This is a genomic window from Oceanicaulis sp. MMSF_3324 (assembly GCF_030733545.1).
Taxonomy (GTDB): Bacteria; Pseudomonadota; Alphaproteobacteria; order Caulobacterales; family Maricaulaceae; genus Oceanicaulis.
This window is the reverse complement of record NZ_JASHIU010000001.1, coordinates 575690-591366: the sequence shown is the minus strand read 5'-3', so window position 1 is coordinate 591366 and position 15677 is coordinate 575690. Positions and strand designations below refer to the sequence as shown.

Sequence of the window (15677 nt, the reverse complement as noted above, 5' to 3'; positions counted from 1 at the left end):
ATCCTGAGTGTCCGGCCTTTTTTCTCAGCCCCTGTCGCCTCCGGCCCTTGATGCGCTGCACACAAGCGCTCACGCTGGCCTCAGCGAACACAGGTGACCCATGGCTCCGCTGAAATCAGAATACAGGCTGGCGCTGGAAGCCGGCGCGCAGGCGCTGGACGCGGCCCTACACGGGCTGGACGCCGCGGGCGCGGTGCGCCGCGTACTGGCGGACATCTATCCCGGCGAATCCTGTGTCGTGTCGTCTTTCGGGGCGGAAAGCGCGGTGATCCTGCATCTGGTCGCGCAAGCCAAACCCGACACGCCGGTCCTGTTCATGGACACCGGCCAGCTGTTCGGCGAGACGCTGGCGTATCGCAATGCACTCGCCGAGCGTCTGGGGCTGAGCGATGTGCGCACGCTGACGCCCAACCCCGATCATGTGCAAGCGGATGATCCTGACGGCGTCCTGCACAAGACCAATCCCGATTTGTGCTGCCATATCCGCAAGACCCTGCCGCTGATCCACGCCCTGCGGCCCTTCAAGGTCTGGATTTCGGGCCGCAAGCGTCATCACGGCGGCGAGCGCGCCGCACTGCCGCGCGTTGAGATTCAGGACGGCAAGCTCAAGCTCAACCCGCTCTTTGACTGGTCACGCGAGGAGATCAACGCCTATTTCGAGGCGCACGACCTGCCTCCTCACCCCATGGTGGCGGATGGCTATCCCTCGATCGGCTGCCTGCCCTGCACCAGCCAGGTCAAAGACCCCAGCGACGACCCCCGCGCCGGACGCTGGGCCGGTCAGGACAAGACCGAATGCGGCATCCATATTGCGGAAGACGGCACAATCACCCGCACGGGCGGCTAGGCGCTCAGGCGCTGTTCCAGCTTGCCCAGAAACGCCATGCAGGCCTCAAGTTCGCTGATGGCGACAAACTCGTCCGCCTGGTGCGCCTGTTCGATCGAGCCCGGCCCGCACACAACCGTCGAGAAGCCCGCTTCCTGGAACTGACCGCCCTCGGTGCCGTATGCGACCACGCGCGGGCTGTTATCGCCTGTGAGCGCCCGTGCAAGGGTTTCCGCCTCGCCCATCTCTTCAGGCCGCAAGGGCGGGACGTTTGACAGGACCTCGATACGGATCTTCGCATCCGGCGCGGTCTTGCGCATCTGCGCTTCCAGTTTGCGCGCCTCTTCGACCAGCCGGCGCCCCAGGCCGGGCCCGTCATCCCAGGGCGCAGGGCGCATCAGGGACTCAAACCAGGCATGGCGCGCCAGGATATTGATGGCCGTCCCACCCGCCATCTGCCCAATGGTCATGGTGCCATAGGGCGGATTGAACGGGCTGTCGGCCGGCGCCTTCGCCTTCAGGGCGTCCGCTTCTTCAACAATCCAGTTCATCAGGCGCACGGCATTGGTTGCAGCGCAGGCGCCGTCCTCGACAAGCGAGGAGTGGGCCTCCTTGCCAAACACCTCGACGCGCACCGAATACAAGCCCTTGTGACCGGTCACGACCGCCATTTCCGTGGGCTCGCCGACAATCACGCAGGAAGGGCGCGGCGTGTGCCCCGCCATCTGGCGGATCATGTCCGGCGCCCCCAGACAGCCGATTTCCTCATCATAGGAGAAGGCGAAATGCACGGGCCGTTTCAGCTCGGCCCTGGCGAAACGCGGCGCCTGGGCCAGCGCGCAGGCGATGAATCCCTTCATGTCGCACGCGCCGCGGCCATAGAGTTTGCCGTCACGCTCGGTCAGGGTGAACGGGTCCGAGGACCAATCCTGGCCATCCACGGGCACCACATCGGTATGACCCGACAGAACCACGCCGCCATCCACATGCGGCCCCAGGACCGCATGCAGATTGGCTTTGGTCCCATCGGGACTGTCTATGCGGTGGCACTGGGCGCCCAACTCGGTCAGATACGCCTCGACCCGCTCGATCAGAGCGAGGTTCGAATTGCGCGAAGTGGTGTCGATGGACACCAGCTCGGCCAACCAGTCGGACGCGGTGCGCATGCGCTTACTGCTCGTCGATGGGGCGGTTCGGCAGGCTGATCAGCTCCAGCCGGAAGATCAGAGTCTCGTTCGGACCGATCGGCCCGCCCTGGGTGCCGCCCGGGCCATAGGCGAGATCGGACGGAATGAAGAGCGTCCATTCTTCACCCACATTCATAAGCGGCAGGGCTTCCACCCAGCCCGCGATCAGGCGGTTGGACGGGAAGGTGGCCGATTGGCCGCGCGCATAGGAGCTGTCAAAGACCTCGCCATTGATCAGCGTGCCTTCGTAATTGACCTCAACCAGCTCGCCACGCGGGCTGGGTGAGACCCCATCGCGCGCCCGATCAACGCGGAACTGCAGGCCGGAGGGCAGGGCGAAGACACAATCATTGTCGAGATTCTGGGCCAGGAAGGCTTCGCCCACAGCCGCGTTATAATCGGCCAGGGCCTCATCCTCGCCGCGCTCGGGCGCGGTGAAGGCCGCGTCATCACCATCGGCGTCGCACTGACGCGCCTGCGCGACGATCTGCTCTTCCGCGCTGGCTTCAGCGGTGTCCGCCATGGCTTCCAGGATGTCGTTGACCTGGGACTCGGTCTCGCTGAGCTCTTCTTCGCCCGCCGCGGCGGTCTCGGTCTCCTCAGCCTGCGGCTGGCCACAAGCAGCGAGGCCCAGGCTGACAAGCGCAGCAGTGGTCAAAAGCGCAATACGGTTCATGAATCTGTCCCTCGCATTCTCAACAGCGCTCATGGGGACGCCTTGCCCCCAGATACGCGAACGGCGCGAGCTTATCAGGCCCGCGCCGCACGTCGAGAGTCGTGTGAAGCGACTAGTTCAGGTCCAGCACATCGGTGAAAAACAGGGTTTCGGCGGCGCGCTGGAAATCGCGATTGGATTTCTTGCGGAAGCCATGCCCCTCATCCATGGCCAGCAGATACCACGGATCGCCGCCGGCTTCGCGGACGGCCGCCAGGATCTGTTCGGCTTCGGAGGCCGGCACGCGCGGGTCATTGAAGCCCTGAATGATGAAGAGCGGCGCGGTGATCTGTTCGGCGCGGTTGGCCGGGCTGATCTCCTGCAGGAATTCATACATCTCGGGATCGCGCTCATCACCATATTCGGCCCGACGCAGATCGCGGCGATAGCCATTGGTGTTCTCCAGGAAGGTCACGAAGTTGGAGATCCCGACAATGTTGACCCCACCCGCCAGGCGGTCGGAATAATGAACCAGGCTGGCCAGCACCATATAGCCGCCATAAGAGCCGCCATAGACCAGCACCCGGTCGCTATCGAGCTCGGGTTGTTCAGCCACCCAGTCCAGAAGCGCGCCGATATCGCGCACGGAATCCTCGCGATTGAAGCCATTGTCGAGCGCGACATATTCATTGCCGTATCCGGCCGAGCCGCGCACATTCGGCGCGATCACCGATACGCCCAGCTCATTGACCCAGTACTGGATCGACGAGCTGAAGCCCGGACGTTCCTGGCTTTCCGGTCCGCCATGGATGTCGATGATCACCGGACGCGGGCCATCCCCCTCCGCACGATAATAGAAAGCGGGAATTTCAAGACCGTCGAAGCTGTCAAAGGTGATGACTTCGGGCGTGACGAACGCCTCGGTGTCGAGCCCGCCCACTTCGGAACGCGTCCAGCGCGTCAGCTCTCCGCTTTCAATGTCATAGGTCCAGGCGTCGCCGGGCGACTGGGCGTTCACATGAGAGAAGCCAAGGCGCGATCCGGTGCTGTCAAACTGCAGTCCGCCCACGATGCCGAGCGGCAGTTCCGGAGCCGGAAGCGCTTCGCCGGTCACCGGGTTCATCATGTGGATTTCAGAATTGCCGCCATTGTTGATCGCATACACCAGACGCTGACCATCGGAGGTCAGGTCCATGCCCTGCACGTCCCAGCCATGGTCCGGGCTCACCATCCGCATGGCGTTGTCAGACAGCTCGATCTCGACCACCCGGCGGAATTCGCCGCCCTGATCGGTGATGGTGTAGATGCTCTCACCATCCGGAGCGAACTGAGCGCCGCCATAGGCGACATCCATGTCCGGATTGATCTCGGTCAGGTCCCCGGAGTCCACGTCCAGCACATACAGATCCGCATGCGTGATCGAATAATAACGCAGCACCAGGATGCGTGAACCGTCAGACGACCAGTCCGCCGGGATCATCAGCCCTTCGCCCTCAAGGGCGACACGCGCCGAAGACGGGTCGGCGGGGTCCGCGATCAGAATGTCCGCATCCGGATCACCGTCGACCTGACGGTACCAGGCCACCCGGGCGCCGTCGTCCGACCAGCTCAGGGAAGCGTTCCGGGTCCCCGCTTGCGTAAAGCGTGTGGCCTGCGCCGTTTCAGGGTTAAACAGATAACCCTGATAGAACTCATCACCGCCAATATCCTTGGTGAAGACGAACTGACCGCTCTCACCCGGGCGTACGGAGGCGCCACTGGTGCGCTCGTCGTAGAAGGTCACCTGACGGCGCATGCCCATGGGCTCGGCCACATGGTGAATCTGGGTCGTTTCACCAAAGCGCGTCGTGACATACACGCCGCCATCTGGTGCAAAATCGGAGAATCCGGCCGAACGCGTGTTGGAATATTGCTGCAGGCGGTCCCGCACCGATTGCGGGATGTCCGGAATGTTCTCCATCACCAGATTGCCCTCGGTGACCCGCTCCGGAGCCTGCGCCCACCCGCTCGCGCCCGTTAGCGCAGCCAGCGTGACAGCCATCATCATATGCTTGAGCATAGCTCTCTCCCCTGTGTTCGTGAGCTGACCGCAAGCGCCCTTCTCAGAAGCCCGCTTGCAGCCGTGCACTGGACGGGCCAGCCCTGATCTACTCGTCGCCTTGGACGGCGCTCTGCGGCAGGATGGTGACCCGATAGGCTTCGTCCGGACGCAGGGAACGGGACGCCAGAGCAACCAGTTCCTCCACCGTGACATCGCGATAATCAGCCTCGACAGAGCGGATCTGGTCAAGGTCTTCAGGCTCGCTTTGGGTGCCCGACAAAGCGTTCACCCAGAAGGGATTGCGTTCGAAGTTCTCTTCCAGGCTCTCGAGGATCGGGTTGCGGGCCCGTTGCAGTTCATCCTCGGAAATATCGCCATTGGCCATCGCCAGCGCGATTTCGTCAGCGATATCATACATCCGGTCGATCTCGTCCACGGCCACATCAAGGCCGACCCAGAAGAAGCCGAAGCCCTCCGACACGCGCGATTGCTGGCTGGAGACAATGGCGGAATAGGTCGCCCCTTCCTGCTCCCGGAAGCGATCAATCGCCTTGAGGTTATAGACCGCGCGCAGAAGGTCATAGGCGCGGCGCTCACGCGCATTTATGCCATCAGTCGTGGGGTAATAGACGTTCGCCATGCCCTGATAATCCTGACCGTTGAAGGTCACGACCACCGGCTCTTCGGTGGGGTCGGGGAAGCGGATATCCGCGTTCTCTTCATAGGACGGCCAGCTCTCATCCCGATCGGCAAGCGCCCCGAAGGTGCTGGCGACGACCTCGATGGCGCGCTCGGTGGTGACATCGCCCGCGATGGTGATCTCGATCGGCGCACGCTCAAGCGCCGGCTCGAGCATGGTGCGGGCATGGTCCATGGTAAACGCGTTCACTTCTTCCGACGTGGGGAAGCCCCAGCGCGGATCGCCCGACCGCAGCATCCGGCCCACCCGGTTCACGGCGACCTGAACCGCCTGAGCGTTCTGACCACGGCGGATTTCTTCGGCAATGGCGCGGAACTGGTTCAGACCGTCCTCGCGCCAGCCCGGCGCCGTCATGAAGGCGGCGAGCACCTGCATCTGCAGCTCGAAATCGGTCGGCGTCGTCGCATTGGCGAAGGCGAAGCTGTCCGGCCCCACATTGAGGCCATAGCCCACCGAGCGCCCCGCCAGGAGGCGCTGCAACTCATCGCGGTCGTGAGCTTCCAGCCCGCCGCCGCCAAAGGCGGCGCCCAGGATCGTGCCCGCTGCAGCGGTCGGCTGCGGCGTCAGATCACCTGCGCCGAAATCCACGCGGACCCGGATGACGTTGTCCTCGAAATCCGTGGTCTTCACATTGAGCATGACGCCATTGTCGAAGACGATCTGATCAACGCCCAGATCCTCGATCCGGTTGGTGCTGACCACCTCGCCCGCCGCACCGAAATCGGTGTAGGCGAACTCGGTCACGCCGGCTTCCTCAACAGCCTCGACCGGCTCTGCGGACGACGCCAGCCAGGCTTCCCGCACAGCGGCTTCGCCATCGGTGATGTCCTGGTTGAGCGCCACCATGACCTTGGGCGGCGACGCCTTCCAGATGCGATTGAACGCGTCTTCCACCGCTTCAAGCGTAATCTCGTCTTCCAGGGCTTCGAACCGCGCCATCACATCGCTCGGCGACGAGAAGACCTGGCCTTCAATCCAGCTCGACCACACACTGTCGGCGAGGTCGCCGCTCTGGCGCGTATCGGCCTGGTCCACCGCATTGCGCAGGCTTGTGCGCACATTGGCGAGCTGTTCGTTGAGTTCTGCCTGGGTGAAGCCGTACTCCTGGGCCCGGCGCAACTCCTGTTCGAGCGCGGCGACCCCTTCACGCCAGCGATCCGGGCTCGACACGGCGAACAGGCCGGCCTTGTTCACCAGATCGAACTCATTGCCGTAGGACAGGCTGGCCTGCACCAGCGGCGAGGCGCCGCGATTGATCTCGCTTTGCAGCCGGCGCTGCACGATGCCGTTGCCCAGCTGACGCAACAGATCCTCGAACCGGGCCTCCTGCGTGTCGTAGGCCGCCTGCCCCGGCTCGATCACATCGACCGTGATCAGGGTGAAGACGTCGGGATCGTAGAAGAAGCCGAATTGGGGCTCCTGCGGATCATCGACCGTGCCGATCTCCGGATCAGGCGCAGCCGGGTTGGGCTGCTCCCAGCTGGCGAAGCTGGACACACGGTCCACCTCAAGACCTTCAAGGCTGATGTCGAAGCCGTCCCGGATCTTCGCCTCGATCTGATCGGCGTCCACATCCCCGACCACGACCAGCATGCCGCGCTCGGGCGTGTAGTAATCGTCGTAATAGGCTTTCAGACGTTCCGCCGGAGCATTTTCGATCACGTCAACCGTGCCGATCGCGTCGCGCTCGGTGATGATCGTGTCAGGGTACAGGAAGGTATAATAGGCATTGAAGAAGCGACGGATCGGCGTGTTGCGGAAGCGCTCCTCGCCCAGAATGACGCCGCGCTCACGATCGATCGCATCGCTGTCGAAAATGACTTCGGACGCGGTCTCACGCATGAGGAACAGGCCCACATTGAGCATTTCCTCGGAATTGCTTGGCAAATCGAGCTGATAACCAACCACTTCGCGCCCGGTGAACGCATTGGTGTCGGCGCCGAACGCCAAGCCATACCGCTCCAGCAAAGCAACCATTTCACCTTCGGGCACATGGGTCGTGCCGTTAAAGGCCATGTGTTCGATGAAGTGCGCCAGGCCGCGCTGATCGTCTTCCTCGGCCAAAGAGCCGACATCAAAGACCATGCGCAGAGCCGCCGTGCCGCTGGGCGTATCGTTTTCAAGAATGGCGTAACGCAGGCCGTTGTCGAGCACGCCATAGCGCACGGCCGGATCGGCTGCGATGTCACTGGCTTCGTGGGGGAAATCCGCGCTTTCAAACGCCGCAGCCAGATCGCTGTCGCCCGCGTCCTTGCCGGTTTCGCCTCGATCAGAGCAAGCCCAGAGCGACATCACCGCGATTGGCGTCAAGCACCAGAGGGCGATGCGGGAATTGAGCTTGGCCATGGTCGTTCACCTTAATCCGGATTTCTCCAACTATGGCGAAAATAAGGACATGGCCCTGAGAGGCAAATGAAATCCCCTTTAATTTATGACTCCATCTGCCAAATTCGCGCCTTATTCCACCGGATCGTGTTCCGCGACCCAATGTCCGGGCGACACTTCGATCAGCTGTGGGCGGTATTGCTCGGCGTCGGAATCGTCGACGAGCTTGGATTTCATGAAACGAAGCTGAGCCCGGCTATCGAGCGGACTGGGCAGGTCTCCGCTCAACTTGAGGCGTTCGCGGGTCTTTTCGATTTCCGGATCAGGGATCGGCACAGCGCTGATCAGAGCCTGGGTGTAAGGATGGCGAGCATCCGTGTAGATCGCTTCGCGATCGGCCAGCTCCACGATGCGGCCCAGATACAGCACCATCACCCGGTGCGAGATCTCGCGCACCACCGACAGGTCGTGGGAGATGAACAGCATGGACAGGCCGAAATCCTTTTGCAGGCCGATCAGCAGCTCAATGATCTGGGCCTGGATCGACACGTCGAGCGCGGACACCGCCTCGTCACAGATCACGAGCTTGGGCTTGAGGATCATGGCGCGCGCAATGCCCACACGCTGGTTCTGACCACCGGACAATTCATGCGGATAGCGGTTGATCATGTTCGGATCGAGCCCGACCCGCTCCATCATCGCCTTGACCTCGACCTCACGCTCCTTGGACGACATGGTCTTGCGGAAGGTCAGCATGGGCTCGGCGATCGATGCCCCAATGGTCATGCGCGGATTGAGAGAGGCCAGCGGATCCTGGAAGACGATCTGCAGGTCCTCGCGCACCTCTTCCATGGCCTTGGGCTTCATGGACAACAGGTCCTTGCCGATCCAGCTGACCGCCCCGGCGGTCGAGGGCACAAGGCGCAGGACTGCACGGGCGAGCGTGGACTTGCCGCAACCGGACTCGCCCACAATCCCCAGCGTCTCGCCTTCCTTGAGCTCGAAGCTCACCCCGTCGACAGCCTTGAGCGGCTTGGATTTGGGAAACAATCCGCCGCCCACGACGACAGGGAAGTGCACCTTCACATCATCCGCGACCAGCAGCGGCTTGTCCTCGCCAATGGCTTCCCGCGGCGGCAGGGCTTCATGGCCAGGCTTGTCGGGCTGATCGATGCGCGGCATCGCATCCAGCAGCATCTGGGTGTATTCGTGCTTGGGCGCCTTGAAGATGTCGTAGACATCGCCGCCTTCCACGTATTCGCCGTGCTTCATCACCTGCACGCGGTCGGCCATGCGCGCCACAACGCCCATATCGTGCGTGATCAGGGCGATGGCTGCGCCGGTCTCGGCCTTCAGCTCATCCATGATGTCCAGCACCTGAGCCTGAACGGTCACGTCCAGCGCAGTGGTCGGCTCGTCAGCAATGAGCAGGTCAGGCTCGCACAGCATCGCCATGGCGATCATGACGCGCTGACGCATGCCGCCCGAAAGCTCATGCGGGAACTGCTTGAGACGGCGGGCCGCTTCGGGAATGCGCACGCGCTCCAGCCATTCCAGGCATCGTTTTGTCGCTGCCTCACCGCGCAGATCGGTGTGGATCTTCAACACCTCCTCGAGCTGCGACCCGACACGCATATGCGGGGTCAGCGAGGTCAGCGGATCCTGGAAGATCATGGTCATGGACTTGCCGCGCACCGCATTGAGCTTGGACGGCGGCAGATTCAAGATTTCCTGACCTGAATACTTGATCGACCCTTCCGCCTTGCCGTTGGAGGCGAGCAGCCCCATCGCGGCGAGGAAGGTCTGACTCTTGCCCGAACCTGATTCGCCAACCACGGCGAGGCATTCTCCCGGCGAGATTTCCAGATTGACCCCGCGAACGGCGTGAACTTCTCCATCCGGCGTATCAAAACGCACATTAAGGTCAGATACCTGAAAGATCGGCGCAGTGGTGGCGGACAAAACTATGGCTCCAGAGGCAGAGACTTCGGTGGAAAGACATGCACAATAGCTGCTGTGCGTCTCAACGCCAGCGTGCTCGGCGCCGCGCCTTCACACGCACCGAGCCGGGAGCCCGACATGCCGCAACGCAGCTTTCCCACAGACCTCTCCGCAACAACGCTTTTTGATGCACTGCCCGATCCCTGTCTCTTGCTGAATACATCCAACCAGATTCTGGCATGGAACACGGCCTTCGCGGAGGAGCAGGCGACATGCCCCGAGCTCGCCCGGCGATGTGAAACGGTCATGCAGTCGTCAGGCGCCGAAGCCCGGGCCCTGCACATCAACGCCACCCAGAGCTATCACATAGATGTCCGCGCGCTTGATGAAGGAGGCGACCGACTGCTTCGATTGCGACGCGTCTTCCCCAATGAACCTGACGGCGACGCCTTGCGCGCCTTCGCGGCCGGCGCCGGGCATGATCTGCAAGAACCCCTGCGCAAGATCCTCGCCTTCTCCACGCTTCTGCAAAAACGCCAGGCTGATGCGCTCGGACCAGAGGGAGAGCAGAGCCTCGCCTTCATTTCAGACGCCGCCCAGCGCATGCGCACGCTCGTCAATGAGGCGCTGGCCCATATCGACGCCGCCGTGCGCCCTCTCACATTCGAGCCGATATCGCTCAACGCGCTGCTGGATGATGTGCTCAAGTCACGCGCCGCGATGGTCAACGAAGCGGGAGCGACATTCGACCGGACGGATCTGCCGACGGTGAGCGGAGACCGCATGCTGCTCCAGCAGGCGCTGGCCGCGCTGGTCGACAATGCCCTGAAATTCCGGCGCGGGTCGAATGTGAAGATCCAGGTCAGCGCCGCCCGTACGGGCGCCCAACACCGGATCGAGATCCGTGATGACGGGATCGGCGTGGACCCGGAGCTGGCGGAGAAGCTGTTCACGCCCTTTGGGCGCCTGCACTCACGCGAGACCTATCCCGGCGCCGCACTGGGCCTGGCCCGGGTGAAGCTGATCGTGGAGCGGCATGGCGGCGAGATCTGGCTGGAGCCGGGCACAGGGGAAGGCGCGTGTTTCGCCTTCACCCTGCCCGTATCCGATCACAGCGATGACGCTTAGGCCTGCGGCTTCTTCTCTTCGATGATCAGATCCATGGAGACCGTGAAGCGTTCGTCTGGCGACACCACGGAACCCACGCCTTCAGGCGCGCTGTCTGCACGAACGATTTCGCCCGCGCTGGTCACGGCCTTGAGGTCTTCGGAGGTCTCGCCGATCAGCTCTGAGACCTCCCCGGCGCCCTGACCGGAAATGGTCAGCGTGTTGGCGGCGGTCTTCATGGAGACCTGGGCTTCGGACTTCACCTTGCGCGCCGCAGACAGGATCTGGACGAAGGCTTCGCCCTCTTTCTCGAAGGCGCCGGCCGGGGCCTGATCCTCCGCTTTCGGCCACATGCCGCGAGCATGAACCGTCGAAGGCATGCCGTCACGATCCCCGATCATCACGTCATAGAGCGCGTCAGTGACGTAAGGAATGAAGGGCGCGAACAGGCGGATCAAAGCATCCGTGGCATGCCAGAGCGTATGGACCGCCGACAGCTCCTCGCCCTCAGGCTTGCCCTCAAAGCGGGTGCGGCGTTTGACGATCTCGAGATAGTTGTCGCAATAGGTGCGCCAGAAGAAGTCTTCCACTTCCCGCTGGGCGGCGGCGTATTCATAGTTCTCGAACGCCTCGGTGGCCTTGGCGATGGTCTGGCTCAACTCACCCAGCAGCCATTGGTCAAGCGGGTGCGAAATCACACCGCTTTCAATGTCGCCCTTCGGCGTGGTCGGGTTGAGCACGCCATGGTTTTCCGCGCCTTCAAGGCTCATCGCGGCGAGCTTGGAGGCGTTCCACAGCTTGGTGACCAGACGCTTGCCCTGCTTGAGGGTGTTGGGCGACAGCGCGGTGTCCTGACCCAGGCGCGAGGTGCCGGTCCAGTAGCGCACCGGGTCGGTGCCATACTCGTCCAGCATCTTGATCGGGTCGATCACATTGCCCTTGGACTTGGACATTTTCGAGCCGTCAGAGGCCAGGCACCAGCCCGAAATCGCGATATTGGACCACGGAACCGTGTTCTCGTGATGAAGCGATTTGACGATGGTGTAGAACGCCCAGGTGCGGATGATCTCGTGCGCCTGCGGGCGCAGCGCCATCGGGAACTGGCGGCGATGAGACTCGATATCGAGGGCGTAGTCCTCGTTGATCGAGCGGGTGTTGAGTTGCGGGCTGACGGACGAGGTCGCCCAGGTGTCCATCACATCGCGCTCGCCCTCGACCTCATGGGCTTCATAGCCTGCGGGCAGGTCGGTGGTCGGATCTACGGGCAGCTGGTCCTTGGTGGGGACAATGATCTGACCTTCCTCGCCCGGACGCTTTGAATACCAGACCGGCAGCGGCACGCCGAAATGGCGCTGGCGCGAGATCGACCAATCCCATTTCAGGCCCTCGACCCAGCTTTCAAAGCGCTGGCGCATATAGGCCGGACGCCAGGTGATCTCGCGCCCCTTCTCAAGGATCTGCTCCTTGAAATCGAGGGTGCGGATGAACCATTGCGGGGTCACGATGATCTCGAGCGGCGCGCCGGAGCGCTCGGCGATCGGGATCACCTGATGGGTGATTTCCTGCTTGAGGACCAGATCGCGCTCGGTGAGCATCTCCAGGATCGCGTCCTTGGCCTTGGCGGCCTTCAGACCCGCCAGCGCGGCCATGGTCGCTTTCGCGCTCTCGACATCAAGGCTCGGCCAGGCGTCGGTGCCGATGGGCAGGTCGTCGATCATCTTGCCCGCCTGATCGATGACAAGGCGCAGGGGCAGCTTGTGGGTGCGGTACCACTGGATGTCGGTGACGTCGCCAAAGGTACAGCACATCACGATGCCGGTGCCCTTCTCGGGATCGACCGTGTCCTCGGCGAAGATCTCGACCGGCACATTATACAGCGGGCTGATGGCGCGCTTGCCGATCAGCTCACCGGCGCGCGGGTGATCGGGGTGGATCATCAGACCGCCGCAGGCGCCGATCAGTTCAGGGCGCGTGGTGGCGATGATCGCCGGTTCGATATCCTCGCCCTCAATGGCGAAGGGAATGTAGTTGAGCTTGCCTTCACGCTCGGTCTCTTCAACCTCGGCCTGGGCGATGGCGGTGCGGTCCGCCGGATCCCACAGGGTCGGCTCCAGACGACGCTCCAAGAGCCCCTTGTGATAAAGGTCCAGGAAGGACATCTGGCTGACCGACCGGCTTTCATCGGAAATGGTCTGGTATTCCCGGCTCCAGTCCACCGACAGCGCCAGACGCCCGAAAAGATCGCGGAACTGCTGCTCGTAAGGCGGGATCACCTCCTTGCAGAGCGCGACGAATTCCTCGCGCGACATGGTCCCGCCGCGCACCTTCTTCACCTTCTCCACCAGGCGCTCGGTCGGCAGGCCGTTATCATCCCAGCCGATGGGATAGAGCACGTTGCGCCCCGACATCCGCATATAGCGAGCCATGATGTCGGCCTGGGTGTAGGAATAGACATGGCCCACATGCAGCGCGCCCGACACGGTCGGCGGCGGCGTGTCGATCACGTAATCACTGTCCGCCGGCGCGTTCGGATCCCAGACGAAGGCGTCATCCTCGGCCCAGCGGGCCTGAAGGGCGGCTTCGGAAGCTTTGGCGTCGTACTTGTTCGGGAACGGTTTCATGGGGCGGACCGATATCTTGGATGAGAGGCGGAAGGGAGGCTGGTCTTAGACGATTTTTTGCTGACGCAAAAGGCGAGCACAGCTAGCGTGGCGCCCTGACAATCGCGAAGCGCGCCGACCGGCTGGGATTGATCAAGGGCGCGCCGCTTCGAACCGGTGATCCGATGCGCCGTCTTCTCGCGCTCCAGGCCGACTGACGCAGCGCTTCGATACAGGAAGAACAATGGCTTACGAATATATCGAGACTGTGCGCGACGCGGCGATCCTGACCATTCGCCTCAACCGCCCTGATGCCCTGAACGCGCTGATCCCGCCCATGCTGGAAGAGCTGATCGAAGCGCTGCACCGCGCGGAAAACGAGAACGGCCCGTCCGTCATCATCATCGAAGGAGCGGGGCGCGCCTTCAGCTCGGGCGTTGATCTCAAGGTGCTGTCGGGCGCCCAGCCCAAAGCCGGTCGGGTCGGGTCCGTGTTCGACGAACCCGCGAGCCGCCTGATGCAGGCCGTGCGCGCCAGCTCGAAACCGGTCATCGCCAAGGTGCATGGCGCCTGCTTCACCGGTGCCCTGGAGTTCGCGCTGCATTGCGACTTCATCCACACCATGGCCGACACCAAGTTCGGCGACACCCACGCCAAGTTCGCCATTCGCCCCACCTGGGGGATGAGCCAGACTCTGGTGGATGCGGTGGGACTGCGCCGGGCCAAGGAAATTTCCTATTCCGCGCGCACCTTTTCGGGTCAGCAGGCCCTGGACTGGGGCCTCGCCAATACCTGTTACGACAGCAAAGACGCGCTCGACGAAGGCGTCGCCTCCCTGGCGAAGGACATCGCCGCGAACGACCCTGCGACGGTGGCGGCGTACAAGACCCTGCACGCCATCGCCGAAACCCATGACGTGCCCGCCGGGATCGCCGCAGAAGGCGCCAAGGACTTCCCCGAGATCACCGACACGCTCAACCGCATTGGCGGCTTCCTGCGGGTGGTGAAGTAGTCCGGGCTCAGGCCATCAGCGCCTGTTCAAGGTCGCCAAGGATGTCATCCGCGTCCTCGAGACCGACCGACAGGCGCACCAGCCCATCCGAAATGCCGTAAAGCGCACGCTCGTCCGCACTGTAGGCGGAATGGGTCATCGACGCCGGATGCTGGATCAGGGTTTCCGCATCCCCGAGGCTGACCGCACGCAAGGCCAGCTTCATGGCGTTCATCATGCGCACGCCCGCCTCGAAGCCGCCTTCCAGCTCAAAGGCGATCATGCCGCCAAAATGCTGCATCTGGGATCGGGCCAGCGCGTATTGCGGACCGTCCTCAAGTCCGGGATACGCCACCTCGCGCACCTGGGGGTGAGCCTCGAGCCAGCGCGCCACGGCGTCCGCGGTCTGGCTGTGACGCTCCATGCGCAAAGAGAGGGTTTTCAGGCCGCGCAGGATCAGCATGGCGTTGAACGGCGACAGCGCCGCGCCCGTCATGTCCTTGAGCCCGTACAGGCGCACCCGCTCCATCACCTCCGCCGAGCCCACGGCCATCCCGGCCACCAGATCGCCATGACCGCCAAGGTATTTCGTGGCCGAGTGCACCACCACATCCGCGCCGCCTTCAATGGGGCGGGTGATGAGCGGCGTGGCGTAGGTGTTGTCGACCACGCACACGGCGGAATGCGCGCGCGCCACCGCTGCGACAGCGGCGATATCGACCAGCTTCATGGTCGGATTGGCCGGTGTTTCAAAATAGACGACGCGCGTCTTCTCGGTCATGGCCCCGATCACCGCGTCAATGTCGCTCATGTCCACATGGCGCACCTTGATCCCGAAGCGCGACAGCCCGTGATTGAGGAAGGCGAAGGTGCAGCCATAAAGGGTCTTGTCCGCCAGGATCTCGTCACCCGGCTCCAGCAGGCTCCACAGCACCGATGTGATCGCGCCCATGCCCGACCCGAAGCTGACGCCCGCTTCTGCGCCTTCAAGATCGGCGATGCGCCGCTCCAGAAGGTCCAGCGTGGGGTTGGAGATACGGGTGTAGAAATGCGCAGGCTGCTCGCCGGAAAAGGCGGCGCCCGCATCCTCGACCGTGTCGAACGCAAAGGTCGAAGACAGATGGAGCGGAGGGACCAGCGCACCCCCTTCTTTGGCCGGCTCATAGCCCGCATGAATGGCGCGGGTCGAAAAACCGGGTTTGCGAGTGATTGGCGCTGATCCGTCCACGGCGTCGTCCTCCCTGACTGACGGGGACAGAATACGCGCAACACCGCGACAGGGGCTTGCCATTTCAGCCCCCGAC

The 15677-nt window shown here is 63.1% G+C and carries 10 protein-coding genes; 3 read left to right on the top strand and 7 right to left on the bottom strand.

Going from position 1 to position 15677, the window contains the following annotated elements; genetic code table 11:
• The first annotated feature begins 100 nt into the window (after positions 1 to 100).
• Positions 101 to 847 (top strand): phosphoadenylyl-sulfate reductase, encoded by a 747-nt coding sequence (locus tag RBA95_RS02820; RefSeq protein ID WP_306015287.1) that lies wholly within the window; start codon positions 101 to 103, stop codon positions 845 to 847.
• On the opposite strand, the gene argE is transcribed toward RBA95_RS02820, so the two are convergent.
• The 5 genes from argE to RBA95_RS02795 form a co-directional block, all read right to left on the bottom strand.
• Entirely contained in the window at positions 844 to 1992 is a 1149-nt protein-coding gene (argE, locus tag RBA95_RS02815) for an acetylornithine deacetylase (RefSeq protein WP_306015286.1), read from the bottom strand. The two genes, RBA95_RS02820 and argE, sit on opposite strands and share 4 nt — an antisense overlap.
• 4 nt (positions 1993 to 1996) lie before the next feature.
• Positions 1997 to 2689, bottom strand: a complete 693-nt coding sequence (locus tag RBA95_RS02810; protein WP_306015285.1) for an FKBP-type peptidyl-prolyl cis-trans isomerase — start codon at positions 2687 to 2689, stop codon at positions 1997 to 1999.
• Positions 2690 to 2801: 112 nt separating this feature from the next.
• Positions 2802 to 4727 (bottom strand): prolyl oligopeptidase family serine peptidase, encoded by a 1926-nt coding sequence (locus tag RBA95_RS02805; protein ID WP_306015284.1) that lies wholly within the window; start codon positions 4725 to 4727, stop codon positions 2802 to 2804.
• An 88-nt stretch (positions 4728 to 4815) separates the two neighbouring features.
• Positions 4816 to 7755: a pitrilysin family protein gene (locus tag RBA95_RS02800; RefSeq protein ID WP_306015283.1), complete on the bottom strand. Its 2940-nt coding sequence runs from the start codon at positions 7753 to 7755 to the stop codon at positions 4816 to 4818.
• A gap of 111 nt (positions 7756 to 7866) precedes the next feature.
• A complete protein-coding gene (locus RBA95_RS02795) occupies positions 7867 to 9696 on the bottom strand; it encodes a dipeptide ABC transporter ATP-binding protein (RefSeq protein ID WP_306015282.1) in 1830 nt (609 codons plus the stop codon).
• Between the two features lie 117 nt (positions 9697 to 9813).
• Here RBA95_RS02795 and RBA95_RS02790 point away from each other — a divergent pair, with 117 nt between their 5' ends.
• Positions 9814 to 10803 carry an ATP-binding protein gene (locus RBA95_RS02790; RefSeq protein ID WP_306015281.1) on the top strand — a complete coding sequence of 330 codons (990 nt, stop codon included), beginning with the start codon at positions 9814 to 9816 and terminating at the stop codon, positions 10801 to 10803.
• On the opposite strand, the gene RBA95_RS02785 is transcribed toward RBA95_RS02790, so the two are convergent.
• Positions 10800 to 13403 (bottom strand): valine--tRNA ligase, encoded by a 2604-nt coding sequence (locus tag RBA95_RS02785; protein ID WP_306015280.1) that lies wholly within the window; start codon positions 13401 to 13403, stop codon positions 10800 to 10802. The genes RBA95_RS02790 and RBA95_RS02785 overlap by 4 nt on opposite strands.
• A gap of 223 nt (positions 13404 to 13626) precedes the next feature.
• Between RBA95_RS02785 and RBA95_RS02780 the strand changes: the two genes are divergently transcribed.
• Complete coding sequence (locus RBA95_RS02780) at positions 13627 to 14394, top strand: enoyl-CoA hydratase/isomerase family protein (RefSeq protein WP_306015279.1); 768 nt, start codon at positions 13627 to 13629, stop codon at positions 14392 to 14394.
• Positions 14395 to 14401: 7 nt separating this feature from the next.
• On the opposite strand, the gene RBA95_RS02775 is transcribed toward RBA95_RS02780, so the two are convergent.
• Positions 14402 to 15583, bottom strand: a complete 1182-nt coding sequence (locus RBA95_RS02775; protein WP_371933578.1) for a methionine gamma-lyase — start codon at positions 15581 to 15583, stop codon at positions 14402 to 14404.
• Positions 15584 to 15677 lie beyond the last annotated feature (94 nt).